The organism is Mesorhizobium sp. M0500 (genome assembly GCF_040321165.1).
In the GTDB taxonomy this organism is placed as follows: domain Bacteria; phylum Pseudomonadota; class Alphaproteobacteria; order Rhizobiales; family Rhizobiaceae; genus Mesorhizobium.
The window spans coordinates 88,428-109,078 of sequence record NZ_JAMYRB010000017.1 but is presented as its reverse complement, the minus strand read 5'-3'; the positions used below and the strand labels follow the sequence as shown (position 1 = coordinate 109,078).

Genomic DNA, 20,651 nt, shown 5'->3' with positions numbered 1-20,651 from the left:
TCCCGTTCGGCGGAAAGTGCGGGTTCTAGACTAGGTGTTCAGTCCCGAGGTCGAGTGGACCGGATCGAGCCGGAACCGGTCTGGCTGTTTGGCCCATGCCGTACAGATGGCTTCGTAGGGTGTGAGGCAGTGAAGGGTCTTGAGCCGCCTGGCGAAGTTGTATCCGTCGAGGAAGGCAGCAAGGTGATTTTCGAGTTGACGGTGGGTCTCGCAGTGATGACGCCGGACGGTTGCCTCCTTTAGCGTTCGGTTCATCCGGTCGACCTGACCGTTATCCGCTATGTGATCTTTGACTATTCTTCCTGCTGTTCTTCTTTAGGAAACGGCCTTATGGTGAGCCCATCCGGGACGTGGGGCACCGGGAGCACGAAAGTGCGGGCAGGCCGTCTTTAGACCGTGGGCTGAGAGCCCGAGCTCGTTACTTTGCCGCCCCTCGCGACTTTCCCGGATGCGCTGCTAGCGCGGATCAGTAGGTGTCGTGTTGCCCGCCAGCTCCCGTCTTTGACCGAGCCAGGAAGGAGGGAATAGGCATGCGGATCATCGGACTGGATATTCACCGCGCCTTCGCCGAAGCAGTGGCATGGGAGGATGGCAGGCTCAGACGACTGGCCGCGTCGACATGGGGCGCGATCTGTTGGCGGCGTTCGCCGCGAAGCTGTCGCCGAACGATGTCGTGGTGATCGAGGCCACCGGCAACGCGATGTCCGCTGCAGCTGTGGTTGCGCCGCATGTGAAGAAGGTGGTGATCGCCAACCCGAAACAGGTGCGTATCATTGCCTATGCCAAGATCAAAACGGACACGATCGACGCCGGCGTTCTTGCGCAGCTCTATGCCAGCGGCTTCTTGCCAGAAGTCTGGATTGCTGACGAGCCGACGCAGGCGCTGCGCCGACAGGTCACTCGGCGGAGGCGGCCGTTTCTGCTCGTGACATCACCATCGCCGAACGAGATGAGCAGCTTCGAAGAGAGCGCGCCGAGGCCGTACTTCGCATCCAGCGCCTGCAGCTGCAGATCGATCGCTTCAACCGCAAGGCCTTCGGCCGTTCGTCCGAGAAGCTGGGCCAGATGCGGCTCGAACTCGACGATCTCGAGACCGATTTCGCCGCCAGCGTGCTCGATACCGAGCTGCCCATCGTCGCTGACACCGACAAGGTGCGGGGGTTTGCCGGTTCGTAAGCTCAACCCCAACCTGCCGCGCAAGCGGGTCGTTCGCCTGAGCCGTCTTGCGCATGGTGCCTGGGCTGCGGCGGCGATCTGCGCGCCATGGGCGAAGATAGCGACGAGTGCCCGATCTGGTCGCCCAAGCCTGGCAGGTGATGGAGACCATTCGACCCAAGTACAGCTGCCGGACCTGCGATAAAATCATCCAGGCGCCGTCACCAGTTAAAGCCATTGCACGCGGCAAGCTTAGCTGTGCCGCGCTCGCCCACATCATGATGGCGAAGTGGGGTTATCGTCTGCCCTTCTATCGTCAGGCACAGATGATGGCTGCCAAGGGCGTCGATATCGAGCGATCCACGCCTGCGCGCAGCGCGGGCTACGCCGCCGCCTTGCTCGATCCGATCTACAATCGCATCCGTGAGATCGGCCGTGCCCGCACCAAGATCCACACCGATGACACGTGGCTTCCGATCCTGGCGCCCAGCAACGGCAAGACACACAAGGGCGCGCTCTGGGTTTATCTCGCCGACGGTCGCAACTCGGGTTCGCAGGAGCCACCGATCGCCTGGTATCGCGCCGGCGAGAGCGTGATCACCGAGCTCGCCGGGTTTGCCGGCACGCTCCAGGCCGACGGCTTCAGCGGCTACAATCAGATCTACAAGGGCGGCGCCATTCGAGAAGCTGCCTGCCTGGCCCATCTGCGTCGCAAGATATTCGACGTTCACGACACAGCCGACCAAGCTCAGCACGACGGCGATGGCCGGTGTCCAGGCGATCTACCGGATCGAGGAAGAGATAAGGGGGCTCCGGCCCGCCGAGCGATTGCACCGAATGCGGACCGGACCACTGGTCCGCGCGCTGCGACGACAGCTTATGCGCGAGGGCAAGGGTTTGTCGCGCCATGCCGATATCGCGAAGGCCTTCGCCTATGGCACCAAGCGATGGCGCGCGTTCAACCGGTTCCTCTACGATGGCCAGCTCGAGCCCGACAACCTGATCGCGGAGCGGGCCATTGGTGGATTTACGGTCGGCAGGCGCAATTAGCTTTTCTCGGGCAGCTCCGCCTCGGCAGAGCGGTCAGCGGTCGTGCTCAGCATGACCTGCCACGGGTAATTTCCTCCATCTGAGATTAGAGTCCGGGCCTCGATTGAAGGACGGACTGATGAAGAGAAAGCGGTTTACGGAAGAGCAGATCATCGCGGTTCTGCGTGAGCACGAAGCGGGGGCGAAGGCGGGCGACCTGGCGCGCAAAGCATGGGATCTCCGAGGCGACGCTGTATAACTGGAAGGCGAAGTATGGCGGGATGGACGTCTCCGACGCCAAGCGGCTGAAGGCCTTGGAAGACGAGAACGCGAAGCTGAAGAAGCTGCTCGCCGACCAGATGCTGGAAGCCTCGGCACTGCGCGAGCTTCTGTCAAAAAAATGGTAGGGCCCGTCGCCAAGCGCGAAGCCGTCGCGCATCTGCAGGCCACGATGGGCCTGTCGGAGCGGCGGGCCTGTTCCTTTGTGGGCGCTGATCGCAAGATGATCCGGTATCGTTCTTGTCGTCCACCTGAGGCGGCACTGCGCGGCCGGCTACGCGACCTTGCCAACGAGCGCCGGCGCTTCGGCTATCGGCGGCTGTTCATTCTGCTCAGGCGCGAAGGCGAGGCATCGGGTATCAACCGCATCTACCGGCTATACCGCGAAGAAGGACTGGCCGTGCGCAAGCGCCGGGCAAGACGGCGAGCAGTCGGCACGCGGGCGCCGATCCTGGTCCAGGCGAAGCCGAACGCGCGCTGGTCGCTGGATTTCGTCCATGACCAGTTCGCCTGCGGCCGGCGCTTCCGCATCCTCAACATCGTCGACGACGTGACGCGCGAATGCCTGGCTGCGATCCCGGGCACCTCGATCTCCGGCCGCCGGGTGGCGCGTGAACTGACGGAACTGATCGCCCAGCGCGCAAGCCAGGCATGAACGTCTCCGACCACGGCACCGAGTTCACCTCGAACGCGATCCTCGCCTGGTCGAAGGATCATCAGGTGGAATGGCACTTCATCGCTTCATCGCGCCGGGCAAGCCGATGCAGAACGGCTTCTGCGAAAGCTTCAACGGGCGGATGCGGGACGAGTTGCTGAACGAAACCCTGTTTTTCGGCCTCGACCATGCCCGAACAACCATCGCCGAATGGGCAGACGACTACAACCGATCGCGCCCACATTCGGCGCTCGGATACATCACGCCTGCGGCCTATGCCGCCAATCTCACCGCAACGGACGATCGGCTGCGCAACCCCGACCAGCTCCGCCGATCACCCGTTGCTCAACCCGCGCCATACGGCGTAAAACCCGCCGAGGCTCTAACTGCAGCCGGATGAAAATTCAGTGGCAGGTCAAGCATCATCGAGACCTGCAAGCTCTGGGGCGTCCAGACTAGCTCGCGCTGCCGCACGCTTCCATCACAACCACAGCAGGCGCCTGGCATGCCATGAACTGCCGAAACCGAAACCGCGTCAGCTTTTTGCGGAATTTCAGATCCCCGTCGTTGTGCCGTGAAGCTGAATGCCGTCTGTGGAGGGCGGCAACCATCCCATCTTGTAGATCGGTGCACTCACCTCATTTTCCTTACCGCTCAATCAATGTGACAGCACCCTCACTCGATGTCATATCTTGAGTCGGCAACATTGGACGACGCTTGTGCCAATCGGTCTCCTGTTGATAAGCGTCGGCCAATTTGAGAATATCTGCCTCACCGAATGGGCGCCCTGTAAAGGAGAGACCAATCGGCAGGCCGTTTGGATCGAAACCGCAACTCACGCTTACGGTTGGAAGGCCAAGGTAGTTGAAAATCCCGGTATTGGCCCAAAGCTTAGCCGCCTTACCTTCACCGACGACTGACTGATGCCCTATATTGGTTTCTGCCAATGTCGGAATGCAGGTAGGGATGGTCGGCGTCGCAAGCACGTCAACCCTGCTGAAAACTGCTTTTGAAAACTCCCTCAGAATAGGTCCGCGCCGAGACAGGGCCTCCAAATAGTAGGTTGCAGGAATAGCATAGCCCGGGTAGACCCATGAAATATCCGGGCTCAAATCCTGCGGACGCCTGCGCATCCATTCGGCATGATTGGAGGCCGCTTCGACAAGATCAACGACCTGACAGTATGCCAAGATCGCACCAATGAAGGGCACTGGAACGCACTCCACTTTTACGCCACGTCTGGCTAGCAACCCGACTGCGTTGTCAAACGCGATTCCAACCGGATGTTCCACGTTGTCCAAGAAATATGTCTCAGGGACGCCGATCTTAATGCCGTCGGCCTTGCCCTTCAGTGCCTTCTCATAAATCGGCACACCCTCGGTGGAACTGGTTGGATCTAAGGGATCATGTCCTGCGATGACCGAAAGAACGCGGGCACAATCCCGCGCTGTGCGGGCAAGAGGACCGACATTGTCAAGAGAGAAGGATAGCGGCATCACGCCATAGCGGCTAACGCGTGTTTTTGTCGGCTTGATGCCCGTGACACCACAGGCTGCCGCCGGTAGCCGAATCGAGCCGCCCGTGTCGGATCCAAGTGCCGCATAGGTCATCCGCGCAGCTACGGCCGCACCTGGTCCCGAGGAAGAGCCGCCAGGTACATAGGCCGGATTCCAAGGATTGTGACAGTCGCCGAATTCCCTGTTGTGACCAGTTCCGCCGCCTGCAAACTCGGCCATGTTGAGACCGCCGAAGCTATAGGCACCCGCCGCGTCCATGCGAGCAAGCACAGTAGCTGTCGCCAGGGGCACAAAATCCTTACGGATTCTCGAACCGCAGGTGCAAGGCTTTCCTTCCCGATAGAACATGTCCTTATGAGCCAAAGGGATTCCATGCAGGGGACCTAGCCAGTTACCCTTTTCGAGTGCTTCGTCTGCCTTGCGCGCGAATTTGCGAGCGTCCTCATAGTCAAGCCAGATGAAAGCGTTAAGTTCTTCCCCTGCAAGCTGGATTTGAGCGAAGCACGCATCGAGGAGCTCAAGTGAAGAAACCTTTCGGTCACGAATAGCGTCGACAGCCTCGGTTAAACTGAAATCAGCCAGATCGCTCATCGCGCCTGTCCCTTCGCCTCTATAAGCGCTGCGTTGAAGCTCGCCGGCTCGTCCTCGAAGCGCAAGGTGCCGCGCATGCTTTCGATCTCGTGGATCGTTTTCTCAAGCCGGGCGGCAGCACGCCTTGCATTCTCGTTAGGCGCCGAAATGGCGTGCCATGTGGCGATCCACAATTCAACGCGGTCAAGAAATTCGCCGGGTTCCTCCCCCCCAACGGCGGCCGGGGTTCCGGGCGGCGGAAGAATTCGATTGAACATCGGCAGTTCCTCCCGTTTTCCGGATTGTGGCCGTCGCGCCAATGGCGGGATGACGCTGTCCTCATCTAAGCAAGTTTCCGTTGGTCAACATCGCACACCTCCACCCGAGCTCCAGCTTCCGCAAGTGTCTGGGCGACAACCGGAGGCCGCGGCGGAGACGATAGCTCGGCGACCAGAAAGGGGTGGGGTCATTGTGCTGCTCTTAAATTTCTTGAGGTCCGAGGCACAGTCTCTACGAGCGTCGCTAGAGTCAAATGTTGTTTATCGATTCAAGCCATCTCGAATTCAGATACTCTACCGCGCCGACGCAACACGGTGCATGCGGAGTTCAACGTCTCTACCGGGAGCGCGTTTATTGCCAATAGTTGCTGGTTTCGCAACTTATCAGGGCCGCGCGGACGCGCCTCGGTTTAACTCAGGTCTTACCGGGGGCAAGGATCATACGCTTTGGCGGCAGACCCTGCTTATCCAGAAGTCGCGTCAGCAGGCGCCTGGCGGCCTTGGTATTGCGACGCGTCTGGACAATCTGGTCGAGCACATATCCGTCCTGATCAACCGCTCTCCACAACCAGCATTTTTGACCGTTGATGCGCACCGCGACATCATCCAGGTGCCAGACATCGTCTTTCGTTGGCGCCTTGCGGCGTATGCGGCGAGCATAATCAGGGCCGTGCTTTCGGCAGATCATCGGCGGATCGTCGTTTCCTAGGAGACCATCCGCCGATGATTCCTGACGTGCTCCCCTGAAAAGTCCTCGGTTCGAGCTTTGCCTGTTCCTCTGATGAGGAGACATGAAGCGATCGAGATTTTCTGACGAACAGATCATCGGCATTTTGAAGGAACACCAGGCTAGGCTCTCGGCGACGGAACTGTGCCGCAAATACGGTGTGAGCGACGCGACTTCTATAATATAAGTGGCGCCGCGAAGTATCGCGGCATGGATGTGTCGGAGGCGAAGCGGCTAAAGAGCCTTGAGGAGAAGAACGGCGAGCTGAAGCGTCTGCTGGCCGATGCCATGCTCGGCATCTCGACCTTGCGCGAGATGCGGCATGGAGCCGCGGGTCTACCGCTACCGTCCGTCCCGACCGGATGATGCCGGTTTGCGCAAGCGGCTGCGGGATTTGACCGCCGAACGCCACCCTAGCATGGTCGAAGGATCACGGGATCGAATGGCACTACATCGCGCCGGGCAAGCCGAGGTAGGGGGATGTTGTAGAATAGCCCGTTCTTCGCATTTGGCAGCTTTTTCCACAGCCTTCCGCCTCTCCGGCCTCGTTCGCCATCGGGAAGTCGCTGCTGCATAGGCAGCTTCCGCCTTCTCGACGCGAGATCGTTCTTCGGCGCGCTTGGCCGGGATGTTGTAGTCGAAGGCGGTGCCGCGTCTGGCATGGCTGGTCGGAAGGCCGGCACGCAGCTCGACCGATCTGAACTTGCGGGCGAGCAAGGCCGGCCGGGCCCAGATGTAGTCGGTATCCTTGATCAGCATGTGCCAGATGATCATTGCAAGCTTGCGCGCAGTGGCGACGGCCGCGATGTGCTTCCCGCGGCGCGAGGCGATCCGCTTGTGGAAGGCGCGAAGAGGTCCTGGCGATCGCACAGCCGCCCATGCCGCCTCGACCAGCATCCCCCGCGCATGGCCGCGGCCCTGCTTCGTGATGCGCCCGTGATAGGCTGGCCCCTCACCGGACTGCCGCACGCTCGGATTGAGGCAAGATAGGCAACGAGCTTCTGTGGATCACTGAAGCGCCGTATGTCGCCGATTGCCGCGGCAACGCTCGCAGCCACGGTGACGTCGAGGCCGGGCAACGTCATCAGGGCGGTGGATTGTCGGATCCTGGAGGGCATGTACGGCGATATCCGCCTCGACCACCGTCAACGCCTCGTTGATCTGGTTAATCAAGCCGAGGTGGCGCTCGATGGCGGCGCGCTCATCCGCAGGCAATATTTGCCTCGTCAGCCATTTGCGCCCGCTGATCCCGACGAGGTTCCCATGCGGACACGGCGGGATCAGGTGGGCGTGGAGGATTGACTGGATCAGGTTCTTCAGCCGCGAACGCTGGCGAACCAGCTGTGTCCGCCTGGTGACCTGTCTTCGGAGGGCAAGGGTCCCCGGATCCGGAACCCAGACCTCCGGCAGAAAGCCCGAGGCGTAGAGCTTCGCAAGGACAGTGGCGTCGATCGTGTCAGTCTTCACCTTCGCGTGCGCGATCATGTGCACCTGCTTGGGATTGGCGATCACGATCCGATCGACGTAGGGCGACAGCACTTCAGCGACGGCAGCAGCATTGCCCGTGGCCTCGATCACCACATGATCATCATGGGTGAGTTCCTTCCTGGCGAACTCTTCAAGCTTGTCACCAGCATTGTAGGACCTTATGTCCTTGCTGGTTGCCGGTTGTGAGGTGGTTCGCCCTACACTGGCAGTGTTGAAACGAGGGTTGCTCGTCGAGCCTATCCTCATGCCAGGAGGACGAACCATGGAGGAATATAGCGAAGTTTTCGTAGGATTGGATGTTTCGAAGGATCGGTATGCTGTTGCTCTCGCCGAGAGCGGGCGTACCGGCGAGGTTCGATATGTCGGAGAGATATCCTCCGATAGTGATGGTGTGGAACGGCCCTTCGAAGCGGCATCGAAGGTGCCTATCGTGGTGACACCTATCGCCACGAAACAGAAGGAACCGTTCCACGGAAAAGATTACCACAATCGGTCTGCACTTGGCCAAGTCGGTCTTCCAGGTCCACGCCATTACAGAAGATGGTCGCGTTGTTGTCCGGCGCGCCCTGCGGCGATCGCAGCTGCTGGACTTCTTCCGCGGCCTTGAACCCTGCCTCCTCGGCATGGAGGCCTGTGCTAGCGCACCACTGGGCGAACGCTATCAGCGAGTTCGGCCATATAGTCAGGATTATGCCGCCGGCTTATGTTAAAGCCTATCTGAAGCGCAATAAGACCGACGCAGCCGATGCGGAGGCAATCTGCGAGGCGGTAACGCGTCCGACCATGCGCTTCGTGCCGATCAAATCGCCGGAAGAGCAGGCGGCGGGAATGGTGCTGAGACCAGGGAGCTTTTTGTGCGCGAGCGGAGCCAGACGGCAAACGCGATGCGCGCTCATATGGCCGAGCTGGGGATCATCGCCGCAACCGGCATGACCAGCATCGCCAAACTCATCGCCATTCTACGCGACGGCGACGATGCCCGCCTTCCATCCGCAGCGCGAGCGGCACTCCTGGAGATGGCTGAGCAAATCGAGAGACTGACGGTTCGTATCGAAGCGCTCGACACGAAGATCGTTGCCGCCGTGAAGAACGACGAAACCGCCAGACGGCTCACCAGCATCCCCGGCGTTGGTCCAATCATCGCCGCGACGCGATCCGCGCCCCGAGGCTGCGGTGAAGGATCGAACCCGCAAGCGGCACGAGATTCGATCCTTCCTGTTGCGAGATGGCAAGATCTATCCTGGCTTGAAGGCCTGGGGAACGAAGTATCTCAAATGGCTGCGTGGACTGAGTTTCTCATACCGCAGTCAGCAAGCTGTCCTGCAGGAGTTGATCCTCGCAGAGTCGCAGTGCCGGGAAAGAGTAGCACGCCTAGAAAAGGCAATCGAAGACGGCCTGCTCGACTGGCCACTCGCGCCGGTAGTCGAACGCTTGCAGGCTTTGCGTGGGGTCCGTCATTTGTGCGGCTACCTTCATGGTCGAAATCGGCGATGATCGCCGCTTCACCAACCCGCGACAACTGATGGCTTATCTCGGACTTGTCCCTCGGAGCGCTCGACCGGGGACGCCGTGCGACGGGGCGGTATCACCAAGACTGGGAATGCCCGAGTGCGCCGCGTCTTGGCCGACAGCGCCTGGACTTACCGCTATCCGGCCAAACTGGGGAAAGGAAATACTTGGAAAGCCGCCACATGCCTGAAGTCGTGCGAGACATAGCGTGGAACGCACAGGCACGCTTGGCCAAGCGCTACAGGGCCCTGATCGCGTGGCAAGCGCAGCACCGTGGCTGTGACCGCAATAGCTCGGGAACTCGCTCTTTCATGTGGGCCATCGCCCGAGCGGATGAGCAGCAGGCAGGAACCTGATCCTCGGTCGCGACGAAATAATCATCGCGCCCTATCGGCGGGGACGTGGCATTAAATGGGGAATTCCCGGCATCGCTTTGTGGCCGGCAATGCCGACGCCCGTTGTAAGAGAGGACCAGCCCCGGACGAATACATGGACATGCGGTAACCAACCCGCGCATCAGAGCTTGTTCACCCGCGTCCCAGGCCACGTCTCCACCGATAGGCGCTCAATCAATGAGAAACCGACCGAGGAAATCGGTGTCGGGTGGATTACTGCGCAGATCGCGCCTTGTAAAAGGACATCAGAGCGGTGCGCCAAGGCACCTTTCCCGAAATCGTCTGGTGATGTGTCTATGGTAGGTCAGCGGTTGGTCCGCGCGGCGGCGCCGATCACTCCGGATCGTCATAACGGGTGACGTGGTGGAGTTCGCGGAGGGAGGGGATGACGAGGGCGATGTCTTTGTACGCCTCCTGCTCGATGAAGCGCGCGGTCTCCGGCCCCGGCCTGGGCTTGCCGAGGACGGGCCTGCCCTTTTTGTCTACGCAGTAGATCAGGATCGGGAGCAGCAGGCCGTGATTGGGGTTGTTGAGGTCGCGTAGCCGTTTCCAGCTTTTGATGTTGAGATTCATGGCCGCATAGAACCGCTGGCACCACGGTCGGGAGTCGATGCCGCCGCTGGGCTTGGTTCCCTCTTGTTTCCGCTTTCGGAGCGTGACCGACTGGCGTCGATCACGCCCGCCGTGGGACTGGCCTCGCGCCCGGCGCGCTCGCGGTCCAGCATCAGCGCCAGGTCGTGGATGGTCTGGAACAAAAAGCGCCGCGCCAACTCGCGAAACCAGCCGTAGACCGTGTGCCAGGCGCCGAAATGGATCGGCAGCATCCGCCAGCCGAAACCCGAGCGCACAAGGTAGCGCACCGCGTTGATCACCTCACGGAAATCAACCTCGCGCGGACGGTCGCGACGCCCAGGCCTGGGCATCAGCGGAGCGATCTGTTCCCACTCCTCGTCCGTCAGATCGGACGGGGTAGCGCTTGGTCTTCTTGGCGATCTTGGCCATCCGGCCACGGCTCTGTTCGGTCCACATCCACAGCTTGAATCACAAACCAGCCTCCGCCAAAATTCCAATTTTCCGATTTTCCGAACAGCCTCTAATGTTTGGTCCGCCGAAGACGCTTGGCCATTCGTCAAATGCCAGGTTGGTGGTGATGATGACGCTGGTGCGCTCAGAGTTCTTCGAGACCAGATGGAAGAGCAACTGCCCGCCAGCCTGAGCGAAGGGCAGATAGCCGAGCTCATCGAGCACTACGACGTCTAGAGATCTCCAACCTGCGACCATGCACCAGCCATCTCGCACCCAGATGGTCGGCGGCGACAATCAATATTTGACGAATAGGTGAGGCGCATGAAGTATCGGCCAGATTTGATGATCAGCTGCCGCCGTCGCCGCCACCGAGTGAATGGCGCTCCAGACTAAACAATCAAGACGGTGCCGCAGTAGGAGTTTCTGATGTCTCGGAAGGTCATTGTCACGTGTGCAGTCACCGGAGGGAGTTGCGCGGTTCTTACGAAGCATCCCAATCTCCCCAAGACGCCATTGCAAATCGCGGAGGCTGCCCTGCAAGCTGCGAAAGCTGGGGCTGCGGTAGTGCACATTCACGTCCGGGAGCCTGACACCGGAGCCCCATCAAACCGATTTGAGCTCTATGAACAGGTTGTTAAGAAGCTTAGGGACGCGGCGACAGACGTCATCATCAACCTAACCTGCGGAATGGATGGTGAACTTGAACTTGTTTCCTTAGATCCCTTAAAAATCGGAAAGACGAGCACACTTAAGGACGCTATTGGACGCTGCCTCCACGCCGTCACGCTACAGCCAGAGCTTAGCACTTTGGATTGCGGAACGATGGCTTTTGGGGAGCGAATTTTTGTTGCGCGTATGTCGGATCTGCGAGCGATGGCGACACTTATGCGCGAGGCTGGTGTCAAGCCCGAGCTCGAATGCTTCGATCTGGGCCACGTTGAAATCGCTAAAAAACTCATCTCGGAAAACATAATAAACGGTCCTCCTCTTTTTCAGTTCTGCCTCAGCACGGGTTATGGTGCTCCCGCTGTGCCGAGCGCTGTGCAGGCGATGCGTGAAATTCTGCCTTCCGGGGCGGTCTGGGGTGGATTTGGCTGTGGTGCAGATGAAATGCCGATGGTTGGACAGTTAGTGGCAATGGGCGGACACGTCCGGGTAGGTTTGGAAGACAACATTTATCTTCGACGTGGGGTGCTGGCATCCAATGCCGAGCTTGTCGACAACGCGGTTGGGATCATCGAGCGAATGGGCGCCAGCGTCGCGACACCTGCCGAGGCACGGGCAATTCTCGGCGTCAAGAAGCGCGGGTAGCCGCACCCGATGTAAACCATGCGTGTAATGATGATAGCGGATCATACCAGCCCTCACTGATCAGAACTCATTCGCCCATTTTCTGCGACCGATGGGCATGATCTTCCAGAGTCGGTCTTGCAGAGTTCGCCATACGTGGCAGCAGTGGTCGACGATGTCTTCGTAGGATTTGAAGACGCGGTTCGAGAGCCAGTTTTCACGCATGAACTGCCAGATGTTTTCGACGGGATTGAGTTCGGACGATTTCGGCAGCAGGGGAAGGATAGTGATATTTTCGGGGACCAGCAGGTTATTGGACATGTGCCATCCTGCCTGGTCCATGATGAGGATGGCGTGCGCATCGTTGGCGACGTTTCGGGAGATCTCGATCAGATGGTGGTTCATGGCATGGGTGTCGCACCATGGCAGACGAGAGCTGTCCGTGCTTGGGGCAGATCGCGCCGAAGATATAGGCGGAGCGTGTGCGCTGGTCGTGCGGTGCAGATGGCCTTGATCCACGCCTGGCCCAGCGGCGGGTGATGTTGTTCTTCTGGCCTATCCGCGCCTCGTGAACCAGATTTCAATCACTTTACCTTTGGCGGGGCCAACGGCGATCTCGGCCACTGCGGTGGGGAAGTTTTTTAAATGCCTCGGCCGCATCAGCATCCTGCGCATGGTGCCTCGGGCGAGCCGAGAGTTTGCGGTAGCCCATCGAGCGCACTTCGCGGCCCAAGGTCTGCTCGCTCACACCGAATTCCTCGCACAGCCACTGGGCCAGGTCACACAGACGTCAGCGCACGACGCCATCGAGATAGGGGGGGACCGCGCTCGATGGCTTGTGCCAAGGCCGCACGCTGATCGTCATTCAACAACGACGGCTTGCCCGGGGCCTTGCCGTTTATCAACCCATCGGGACCGCGCGCATTGAAGCGCACCTCACCAACCCAGTCGCGCACGATCTGTATAGGATAGTGATGGGGTTGTCTAATCGCCGCTGGGACGTCAAGCATGTAATTGCGTCGAGACGACGCTGCCGGGTGCATGGTTGTCTTCGCGGTCGACATCAGTCGCCGCATGATGGAGCTCCGCGGACGAGCCTTCAATGTGGACGACGCACTTTGCTGAGACAGCGGTGCAACCCCATCAGCGGAATGGCTCGGCTCACGTCCCGGCAGGGACGTCTCAGGCGCTCAGATCCTGAACGCTATTCGCAAGATTTCATGCTGTGGCGCCTGCATTTCGATCAAAGAACTCACCGGTCTTGAGCATCGAATGCATTATCACCGCCAGTTTGCGCGCCACAGCCACGGCAGCTCGTTTGAAGCCAACCCTCTCCCGGAGCTTGAGGCCCCACGTGCGCAGGCTGCTGTCGATCGAGCTGCGTGTCAGGATGACCGCCGCAGCCTCATAGAGAAGTCCCCGCAAATGTCGATCGCCGCGTCGGGATATATGGCCGTCATAATCGACTTCTCCCGATTGGTAGCGGCGAGTTGTCAGGCCGATCCAAGCGGCAACAGAGCGGGACTTCTTGAAGTTGCCCGGATCTTCAATGGCAGTGGCGAAAGAGGTTGCGGTAATGGCGCCGATGCCGGGGATCGACATGAGTATGCGGCATGCTTGGCTTTGACGTGCATCTGCGACAAGCTGGCGCCCAAGCTCGGCGGCACGGATGCGAATGCTGCGCCAGGCTTCCAACATCGGTAGCACGACAGGAGCAAGCTCGCTCTGATCGATAAGAAGGCTCCGGACATTCTTTTCGAATGTAGTTCCCTTACCGGCGGGAACGAGCAAGCCGAACGTTTTCATGATCCCTCGGATCTGGTTGGAAAGCTCGACGGTGATCCGGACCAGCCGAGTGCGTGCTGCCACGAGCGTGCGGGTCAACATACTGTCGAAGCCTTTCACGCGCACCTCGCGAAAGAATCCTGCTTCAGCAAGACGCGCCAAACCATCGGCGTCATTCGCATCCGTCTTGTTCGCCGCCATATCGAGAGCGGCTTTGGCATGGCGCGCATCGATGCAGATGGCTGGCAATCCCTCGGCGCGCAGCGCATGATAGAACCAAACTGACAGCGGGCCGGTTTCGAACACGACGCCCTTTGCGGCCGGCGCCCGCTTGCGGACAAGCTCGGCAATGATCCTGGGATCAGATGCGCACTTCCCGCGCCAGATCCGTTCGCCTTCACGGCGGATCGACACTGCCGTCTCTTTCATCGACACATCGAGACCGATATGTTCTTCCATGGCTGTTCTCCGTTGATGCTGGGCCCGGCGTCCAGTCGTGAGCCCGTATTTCATCTTATCGGGGAACAGCCACCCTCCAAGGCTATGATCGGTTCCAGGGCGCGTCGCTCCCGCGATTACCCCATGTGGACGCCCCCTCGACGGCATCGATGTGCCAGAATGGTGGTGTTTGACAGCCACCGTAAGAGAGGGAGCATCCACAATGGAAGTTAACACGATCGGGTTGGACCTAGCGAAGAATGTGTTTCAGGCGCATGGAGCCGATGCGGCGGGCGCCATTGTTTTCCGCAAGCAACTGCGACGCGACAAGGTGCTTGCATTTCTCGCTGGGCAGCCGGCCTGCTTGGTCGCCATGGAGGCCTGTTCTGGGGCGCATCACTGGGCGCGCGAGATCGGCAAGCTCGGGCACACCGTTCGTCTGATCCCGCCATCCTATGTGAAGCCTTTCGTGAAGCGGCAGAAGAACGACGCCGCCGATGCCGAGGCGATCTGCGAGGCCGCGCAGCGGCCGACCATGCGCTTTGTCGCCGTGAAGAGTGAGGAGGAGCAGGCGAGTGCGGCCGTATTCCGGGCTCGTGATCTGCTGGTGCGGCAGCGCACCCAGACGATCAACGCCTTGCGCGGCCATCTCGCAGAATATGGACTGGTCGTTGCCCAGGGCCCTTCTCACACCGCCAAGCTGATGGACAAAGGTAGAGGATCCTGAGGGCGATCTGCCAGAAGCAGCCCGCCTGGCCCTCACCATGCCGGTCGATACGCTGAGATCACTGGAGGAAAGGATCAAGCAGCTCGATGCCGAGATTGCACGGCGTGCCCGAGAGGATGAAGACGTGCGGCGGTTGGCAACAATCCCCGGCGTTGGTCCGATAACGGCAACGGCTCTGGTTGCACTGGCGCCTTGCGCCGCAATCTTCCGAAAGGGGCGCGACTTCGCCGCTTGGCTGGGCCTGACGCCGCTGCAACGCTCAACCGGCGGTAAACAGAAGCTCGGTGCAACATCGAAGATGGGCGAGCGTACTTTGCGTCGCCTGCTTATCATCGGAGCGAGCGCTGTCGTGCGGCATGCTCGTCAGCGAGGCATTCGTGAAGGATCGTGGCTTGGGCGCATGCTCGCCCGCAAGCCGCCAATGCTTGTGGTCGTCGCTCTTGCGGCTCTGAGGGGCGAGCGGCCATGGCACGGTGGTGACGTTGCGATCACCGATTCCCGTGGAAGGGGAAGTGCCATGACCAATCGAGAAGTTAGACTGAGCAGAGGCGAGTTGAAAGCGTTGCTGTTGTCGGATGAGGACGGCTTTCGCCAGGCATTGCAGAGTGTCGTGCAGGAGGTTCTTGAAGCCGAGATGACGGAGGCGATCGGGGCCGAGAAAGGGGAGCGGACGGCGGAGCGGACGAGTTACCGGTCCGGCTATTACGAGCGCAAGCTGGTGACGCGGGTCGGGGTGCTGGAGCTTCGCGTTCCGCAGGATCGGGCTGGCCGGTTCTCGACGGAGTTGTTTGAGCGCTACCAGCGTTCGGAGAAGGCATTGGTGTCGGCGCTGGTCGAGATGTACGTGCAGGGCGTTTCGACCCGCAAGGTGAAGGCGGTGACGGAGGAATTGTGCGGCCACTCTTTCTCGGCCTCGACGGTGAGCGAGGCGACGATGCGGCTGGATGAGGCGCTCAAGGCGTTCTTCACGCAGCGGCTCGAGGAAAGCTATCCGTATCTCATTTTGGACGCGCGCTATGAACGGGCTCGCGAGGCGGGCGTGATCGCCAGCCAGGCGGTGCTGGTGGCGATCGGCGTGTAGGGCCGGCGCCAGGTTCTGGGCGTGGAGCTGGCCAACCGGGAGAGCCATTCGAGCTGGCGCGAGTTCGTGACGGGGCTCAAGAATCGCGGGCTCGCCGGCGTCGAGTTCGTCGTCTCCGACGACCATCCGGGGCTCAGGGCGGCAATCCGCGAAGTGCTGCCCGAAGCGGTCTGGCAGCGCTGCTACGTGCACTTCCTCAGAAACGCGCTCGACTACGTGCCGCGCAAGGTCGACGACGATTGCCTGATGGAGCTCAGATGGTTCTACGACCGGCGCGACCTTGCGAGGTCAAACGCGACCTGGCGCAGTGGATCGCCAAATGGCAGGCCAAATACCCGAAGCTGGTCAACTGGGTGGAAGATAACATCGAGGAGACGCTGAGCTTCTATCGGCTGCCGCTAGCTCACCACAAGCACATGAAGTCGACGGATGACATCGACAAGCCTGATTTCGACTTTTTCGATTCCTGTTGCGTTTCTTTGTTCGGCTCAGGTGAGCCTGCTTCTTCGTCCCGGCCCACAGGATTTCCCACGCGAGCGTGTCGAGACGCAGTCAAGGCTGGCCGGTGCGATGGCGCCACGGCCGGCTGCGAGGTTTCCAGGCCACGCCTTGACGGCGTCGAGCACGGCGCCATTCTGGAGCGGACCGAAGGCGTCGGTCGTGCCGCCAGATTTCCTTGTGCTATTTTGTCCGGCACGGACGACCACGTGGCAAAGAGTGGTGCGAGAGGATGAGAGTGCCGCCACGCAGCCGTTATAGTCGTTCCTCGTTTGTGGCGTCCGTGCGCCGCTTCGGCCCTCGTGACCGCCAATGCCGAACCATTAGCTCGTAGGCACGTTCGGCATTCTCGGCCGCGGCTTTCTCGCTGTTTCGCAACTCCTTCACGTTGTAGGCGTAAGCCGAACCGCGGCGACCGACACCGCGCTCGCCCGGCGCGCCGGCCTTGAGAGCGAGCTGCCTCTGCTTTGCCGCCACCAGCGCCGGGCGAGCCCAGAAGTAGTCCTGCTCCTTTGTCAGCAGATGCCAGATCAGCACGGCGAGCTTGCGGGCGACCGCCACAGCTGCGACCTGATGACCACGCTTGTTACGGATGCGTAGGAAGAAGGCCCTGAGCGGTCCGGGCGCCTTCGCCGCCGCCCAGGCGGCCTCGACCAGCATGGCGCGGGCATGGGAACGCGCATGTTTGCTGATCCGGCCATATTGCGCCAAGCCAAGACCGGATTGGCGCACACGCGGATTGAGGCCGAAGTAGCTCACCAGCTTCTGCGGCTCGCGGAACCGCCGGATGTCGCCGACCGCGGCGATGATACCGCTCGCGACGATGACATTGACGCCGGTGATCGTCTGAAGCCGCCGGACTTGCGCATCATCAACCGCTTCCCGGGCGATGTCGCGATCGAGGTCAGCCAGATCCTCGGCCAGGCGATCGATCTCGCGGATGTGGCGGGCGATAGCGGCCCGCTCGTCGTCGGGAAGCACCTGCCGCTCGAGCCAGGCGCGACCGCGACGGTTGAACAGATCGGCATGCGGGCAATTCGGCACTAGGTGCGCCTGCAGGATGCCATGCACCTCGTTCTTCACGCGCGTGCGATGCCGAACTACCTGGTTGCGCCGCGCGACGAGGCGGCGAAGCCGCTCGGTCCGCTCGTCAGGTACCCAGACCTCCGGCAGAAAACCGCTGGCATGGAGCTGCGCCAGAACGCCGGCATCGATCTTGTCGGTCTTAATCCTGGCATGGGCGATCGCCTTCACCTGCATCGGGTTGGCGACAATCACCCGGCCGACATAGGGCGACAGAACCCGCACCACCGCCATGGCGTTACCCGTGGCCTCGACGACAACCTCATCCGTCCGTCGCAAACTGCGGCCGAACCCTTCCAGTCCCGAGCGGGTCATGTCGACCCGTCCGTGATGGCGCAGCCGGCCGTCTTCCCAAACCACCACCTCCGCAAAGGTGCGGTGGATGTCCATTCCAATCACACGTCTCATCGGCTCCCTCTCCTCAAACAGTCGGGAGCCGGCGGGCGACGCGACACCTACGGATCCGCGCTCTCGGCGCAACCGGGCAGGTCGCAGGGGCGGCCAGCTACTAACGCGAGCTCGCAGCTCATCGAATACATCGGCCTGCCCGCACTTGGCGTGCTCCCGGTGCCCCTGTCCCGGATGGTCGCACCATACGCCGAAAATCGCTCATCTCCAGCGGGGATCGGATGGCACCGTCATGATCATACCGGTTACGAACATGCTGGAGCGGCTGAACCAGGAGATCAAGCGGCGCACCTGGTCGTTCGCATCTTCCCCAACCCGCGGAGCTGTCTGCGGCTGGTTCGGGCATTGGCGGTGGAGATCCACGAGAACTGGCTCGAGGCGACCCGCTATCTCAACATGGATCATCTGCGCCAGCACAAGAAGGAGAGCCTGAGGGCCTTGGCCGCCTGAGCACCGTCATGTATCCGCCGCTCCGCTAAACACGGGGGGCTGCGCGGCGGACACGCCGACGTCACCGCAATGCCACGCCATTTTGCAGAACTTGACGCACACAACTCTGGCATGCATTGCATGCGATTGTCGAGCATCCAGTGCTTATGACCATCCGCAACGCGGACACGTCGAGCCGCAAACAAGCATGTCAGCCGACCTTTAGTGCCGCGCCGCCAGCTTATCTTGTGCCATCTCTCATCAGACAGCATCACCCCGGCAGAGACCGGCGGCTGGTCCGGGATGTGATATTGGCGGCGCCTGCCGGTGGTCGCGACCGGGAAGATCAGATCAACATCGGCCGGAGTAGACGTTTGGCGTCGCGATAGTCCTACAGCCCACAACAGACTGCGCTCACTCAACGCCTGACGAAAAGAGCTGCTCGACCCGTAGCCCGCGTCGGCAAGCACGCAGCCGAAACGCGCGCCGGAGGCGATGACACGATCGATCTCTTCGATGGCGATCTCCGGCTTTGTCAGAGCGACCTGACGATCCTTCGGGACTCGCGCCCGCATCTCCGCTCCGGATCATTCGTCCAGGTGTCGGGCAGGAAGAGCCGAAGGCCTACCATCACCGGCACTTCGCGCGAGGCCAGGGTCACCGACACCAGTGACTGGCAATTGGACGTCTTGCCAAGCGACGAAGGGTATTGAGGCGCGACACCAATCGAATGTTGTCCCTTCTTCGGTAACGCTGTGTCGTCAATGACGAGAAAACCCGCCTCATCGCCGACCAGGCGATCTACCTCCTTCAGCAGGGCGGCCTCGAGCGGAGCGCTGTCCCAAACCCCTGCCGCGACAAAATGATGAAGCTGATCGTAGCCGACATCGCCCGCTCGCGCGGCCATCGGTGTACGCTCTTACGGTCGCCCGGCCCGATCAGACCAGCAATGTACAGCGGTCACATCCGGCGCCGAGCTGGATGCGAAAGACCTGCCAAAAACGGTTGAAGCCAGTGCTCGCGATCGGGTTGCCAGTCGACATCCATTGATCGGCCCTCCACAAGCCGACCTCCTATGAATCACGCAAACTCTCTCTTGGGAAGCTCGGCGGCGAAAGTCCAGATCGGCAGATCGGCAAAGGCGTAGGCCACCAGTCAATCCAACTCCATGCGCCATCGGGATAGACCGTACAGTATTGGTCATTATTTCAAGCGTGCTGCAATAATCGATACGCTGTTTGGCGATGGAGACCTGAGGCGGCTTGCTGCGCTGGGGGTGGCCTCATCGATCGCCACTGAATTAAACCAGATCGTCCACCTCCGGCAAAGGTGAAACATGGCGATAGGTAGGGTCAATGTCGCCCGAGCGTTATTGACTCTGATTTGACCCCTGAAAACTGGACCGTTCGAAAGTGGAGTTTTCTGCGGTAATGTCCCTTGGCTGGGAGGAGTGGGAAACGATGAAGGCATCGAAGTTTTCGGACGCGCAGAAGGCGTTTATTCTGAAGCAGGCAGCGGACCGGATTCCTGTTGCCGAGATCTGTCGGCGGGCGGGAATCAGCCAAGCGACGTAATTTAACTGGAAAAAGAAATACGACGGACTGCTGCCGACGGAGATGAAGCGGCTGAAGCAGCTTGAGGACGAGAACGGCAAGCTGAGGAAGCTGGTCGCCGACCTGTCATTGGACAAGGAGATGCTGCAAGAGGTGATCCGCCCAAAACTGTGAGGCTTGGTCGCAAACGCGAGCTGGGGCGGAGACATGCGGTGAGTGGGACGTGTCGATCCGGCGGGCTTGCCGGGTTCTGGAGTTCGACACTTCGACTTACCACTACAAGTCCCGCCGCCGCGACCAGGCCGGCATCGAGGCTCGGATCAAGGACATCTGTGCCACCCGTATCCGCTACGGCTACCGGCGCGTCCACGTGATGCTGAAGCGCAAACGGTGGGACATCAACATGAAGCGAACCTATCGCATTTACAGGAATTTGGGCCTCCAACTGAGGGACGCCCAAGCGTCGCGTAAAGGCAAAGCTGCGGGAAGATCGCCAGGAGGCCATTGGCCAGAACGACGTCTGGGCGAGGGAATTCCTGACAGTCCCGGCGGCGATGGACTTCGTTCACGATCAGCTCGCTACCGGCAAGAAGATCCGTGTCCTGACGGTCGTCGACACGTTCTCACGCTACGTCCCGGTGCTTGATCCGCGGTTCAACTATCGCGCCGAGGATGTTGCTTGGGGCACTGGAACAGGTCTGTCCGAAGATCGGTCATCCGGTCGGCCGTGA

Annotated in this window: 8 protein-coding genes and 17 pseudogenes; 12 read left to right on the top strand and 13 right to left on the bottom strand. The window is 60.7% G+C overall.

All coding sequences use genetic code 11. The annotated features are described in order from the left end of the window. Window positions 1-30 precede the first annotated feature (30 nt). Window positions 31-285, bottom strand: a pseudogene (locus NKI70_RS24775) (integrase core domain-containing protein); the annotation flags it as partial. A 245-nt stretch (window positions 286-530) separates the two neighbouring features. On the opposite strand from NKI70_RS24775, the pseudogene NKI70_RS24770 reads away from it, so the two are divergent. Beyond that, window positions 531-907, top strand: a pseudogene (locus NKI70_RS24770) (IS110 family transposase); the annotation flags it as partial. On the opposite strand, the gene NKI70_RS34030 reads toward NKI70_RS24770, so the two are convergent. Next, complete coding sequence (locus tag NKI70_RS34030; RefSeq protein ID WP_502898932.1) at window positions 829-1,200, bottom strand: hypothetical protein; 372 nt, start codon at window positions 1,198-1,200, stop codon at window positions 829-831. The pseudogene NKI70_RS24770 and the gene NKI70_RS34030 sit on opposite strands and share 79 nt — an antisense overlap. A gap of 116 nt (window positions 1,201-1,316) precedes the next feature. Between NKI70_RS34030 and tnpC the strand changes: the two are divergent. Together tnpC and NKI70_RS24755 are read left to right on the top strand one after the other, a co-directional pair. Next, a pseudogene (gene tnpC / locus NKI70_RS24760) lies at window positions 1,317-2,205 on the top strand (IS66 family transposase). Between the two features lie 118 nt (window positions 2,206-2,323). After that, a pseudogene (locus NKI70_RS24755) lies at window positions 2,324-3,518 on the top strand (IS3 family transposase). Window positions 3,519-3,765: 247 nt separating this feature from the next. On the opposite strand, the gene NKI70_RS24750 reads toward NKI70_RS24755, so the two are convergent. From NKI70_RS24750 to NKI70_RS24740, 3 genes and pseudogenes are all read right to left on the bottom strand, one after another. Then, on the bottom strand, window positions 3,766-5,226 hold the full coding sequence (locus tag NKI70_RS24750) for an amidase (RefSeq protein WP_352725016.1): 1,461 nt from the start codon (window positions 5,224-5,226) through the stop codon (window positions 3,766-3,768). Then, window positions 5,223-5,483 carry a hypothetical protein gene (locus NKI70_RS24745; protein ID WP_352725015.1) on the bottom strand — a complete coding sequence of 87 codons (261 nt, stop codon included), beginning with the start codon at window positions 5,481-5,483 and terminating at the stop codon, window positions 5,223-5,225. The genes NKI70_RS24750 and NKI70_RS24745 overlap by 4 nt, the downstream gene beginning before the upstream one ends. A 436-nt stretch (window positions 5,484-5,919) precedes the next feature. Then, a pseudogene (locus NKI70_RS24740) lies at window positions 5,920-6,159 on the bottom strand (DDE-type integrase/transposase/recombinase); the annotation flags it as partial. A gap of 115 nt (window positions 6,160-6,274) precedes the next feature. On the opposite strand from NKI70_RS24740, the pseudogene NKI70_RS24735 reads away from it, so the two are divergent. Next, window positions 6,275-6,528: pseudogene (locus tag NKI70_RS24735) on the top strand (transposase); the annotation flags it as partial. 177 nt (window positions 6,529-6,705) lie between these two features. Here the strand turns inward: NKI70_RS24735 and NKI70_RS34025 are convergent. Next, a pseudogene (locus NKI70_RS34025) lies at window positions 6,706-7,944 on the bottom strand (IS110 family RNA-guided transposase); the annotation flags it as partial. A 233-nt stretch (window positions 7,945-8,177) separates the two neighbouring features. On the opposite strand from NKI70_RS34025, the pseudogene NKI70_RS34020 reads away from it, so the two are divergent. The 3 genes and pseudogenes from NKI70_RS34020 to NKI70_RS24715 all read left to right on the top strand — a co-directional run. Then, window positions 8,178-8,591 (top strand): annotated as a pseudogene (locus NKI70_RS34020) (IS110 family transposase); the annotation flags it as partial. Next, complete coding sequence (locus NKI70_RS34015; protein WP_502898931.1) at window positions 8,583-9,221, top strand: hypothetical protein; 639 nt, start codon at window positions 8,583-8,585, stop codon at window positions 9,219-9,221. The pseudogene NKI70_RS34020 and the gene NKI70_RS34015, both read left to right, overlap by 9 nt. Continuing rightward, window positions 9,173-9,414 (top strand): annotated as a pseudogene (locus NKI70_RS24715) (transposase). Before NKI70_RS34015 ends, NKI70_RS24715 begins: the two are co-directional and overlap by 49 nt. A gap of 521 nt (window positions 9,415-9,935) precedes the next feature. Here NKI70_RS24715 and NKI70_RS24710 read toward each other — a convergent pair. The 3 genes and pseudogenes from NKI70_RS24710 to NKI70_RS24700 all read right to left on the bottom strand — a co-directional run. After that, complete coding sequence (locus tag NKI70_RS24710; protein ID WP_352725051.1) at window positions 9,936-10,175, bottom strand: hypothetical protein; 240 nt, start codon at window positions 10,173-10,175, stop codon at window positions 9,936-9,938. A 40-nt stretch (window positions 10,176-10,215) separates the two neighbouring features. Further along, window positions 10,216-10,631 (bottom strand): annotated as a pseudogene (locus NKI70_RS24705) (transposase); the annotation flags it as partial. Between the two features lie 75 nt (window positions 10,632-10,706). Then, a pseudogene (locus NKI70_RS24700) lies at window positions 10,707-10,862 on the bottom strand (ATP-binding protein); the annotation flags it as partial. A 192-nt stretch (window positions 10,863-11,054) separates the two neighbouring features. On the opposite strand from NKI70_RS24700, the gene NKI70_RS24695 reads away from it, so the two are divergent. Continuing rightward, complete coding sequence (locus tag NKI70_RS24695) at window positions 11,055-11,939, top strand: beta-keto acid cleavage family enzyme (protein WP_352725013.1); 885 nt, start codon at window positions 11,055-11,057, stop codon at window positions 11,937-11,939. A gap of 60 nt (window positions 11,940-11,999) precedes the next feature. Here the strand turns inward: NKI70_RS24695 and NKI70_RS24690 are convergent. Beyond that, window positions 12,000-12,883 (bottom strand): annotated as a pseudogene (locus NKI70_RS24690) (IS630 family transposase); the annotation flags it as partial. A 253-nt stretch (window positions 12,884-13,136) separates the two neighbouring features. Next, on the bottom strand, window positions 13,137-14,162 hold the full coding sequence (locus NKI70_RS24685) for an IS110 family RNA-guided transposase (RefSeq protein ID WP_352725012.1): 1,026 nt from the start codon (window positions 14,160-14,162) through the stop codon (window positions 13,137-13,139). Window positions 14,163-14,364: 202 nt separating this feature from the next. Between NKI70_RS24685 and NKI70_RS24680 the strand changes: the two are divergent. Both NKI70_RS24680 and NKI70_RS24675 read left to right on the top strand, forming a co-directional pair. After that, window positions 14,365-15,337: pseudogene (locus NKI70_RS24680) on the top strand (IS110 family RNA-guided transposase); the annotation flags it as partial. Between the two features lie 48 nt (window positions 15,338-15,385). After that, window positions 15,386-16,683 (top strand): annotated as a pseudogene (locus NKI70_RS24675) (IS256 family transposase). A gap of 19 nt (window positions 16,684-16,702) precedes the next feature. On the opposite strand, the gene NKI70_RS24670 reads toward NKI70_RS24675, so the two are convergent. Then, complete coding sequence (locus NKI70_RS24670) at window positions 16,703-17,920, bottom strand: IS110 family RNA-guided transposase (RefSeq protein ID WP_352725037.1); 1,218 nt, start codon at window positions 17,918-17,920, stop codon at window positions 16,703-16,705. Window positions 17,921-18,185: 265 nt separating this feature from the next. Between NKI70_RS24670 and NKI70_RS24665 the strand changes: the two are divergent. Next, window positions 18,186-18,388: pseudogene (locus NKI70_RS24665) on the top strand (transposase); the annotation flags it as partial. A 107-nt stretch (window positions 18,389-18,495) separates the two neighbouring features. On the opposite strand, the pseudogene NKI70_RS24660 reads toward NKI70_RS24665, so the two are convergent. After that, window positions 18,496-19,451 (bottom strand): annotated as a pseudogene (locus NKI70_RS24660) (IS701 family transposase); the annotation flags it as partial. A gap of 376 nt (window positions 19,452-19,827) precedes the next feature. On the opposite strand from NKI70_RS24660, the pseudogene NKI70_RS24655 reads away from it, so the two are divergent. Beyond that, window positions 19,828-20,640 (top strand): annotated as a pseudogene (locus NKI70_RS24655) (transposase); the annotation flags it as partial. Window positions 20,641-20,651 lie beyond the last annotated feature (11 nt).

Coding starts and splice junctions, on each gene's coding strand:
- NKI70_RS24750 (WP_352725016.1), bottom strand. CDS start 5,226: ATGAGCGATCTGGCTGATTTCAGTTTAACCGAGGCTGTCGACGCTATT.
- NKI70_RS24745 (WP_352725015.1), bottom strand. CDS start 5,483: ATGTTCAATCGAATTCTTCCGCCGCCCGGAACCCCGGCCGCCGTTGGG.
- NKI70_RS34015 (WP_502898931.1), top strand. CDS start 8,583: ATGCGCGCTCATATGGCCGAGCTGGGGATCATCGCCGCAACCGGCATG.
- NKI70_RS24710 (WP_352725051.1), bottom strand. CDS start 10,175: ATGAATCTCAACATCAAAAGCTGGAAACGGCTACGCGACCTCAACAAC.
- NKI70_RS24695 (WP_352725013.1), top strand. CDS start 11,055: ATGTCTCGGAAGGTCATTGTCACGTGTGCAGTCACCGGAGGGAGTTGC.
- NKI70_RS24685 (WP_352725012.1), bottom strand. CDS start 14,162: ATGGAAGAACATATCGGTCTCGATGTGTCGATGAAAGAGACGGCAGTG.
- NKI70_RS24670 (WP_352725037.1), bottom strand. CDS start 17,920: ATGGACATCCACCGCACCTTTGCGGAGGTGGTGGTTTGGGAAGACGGC.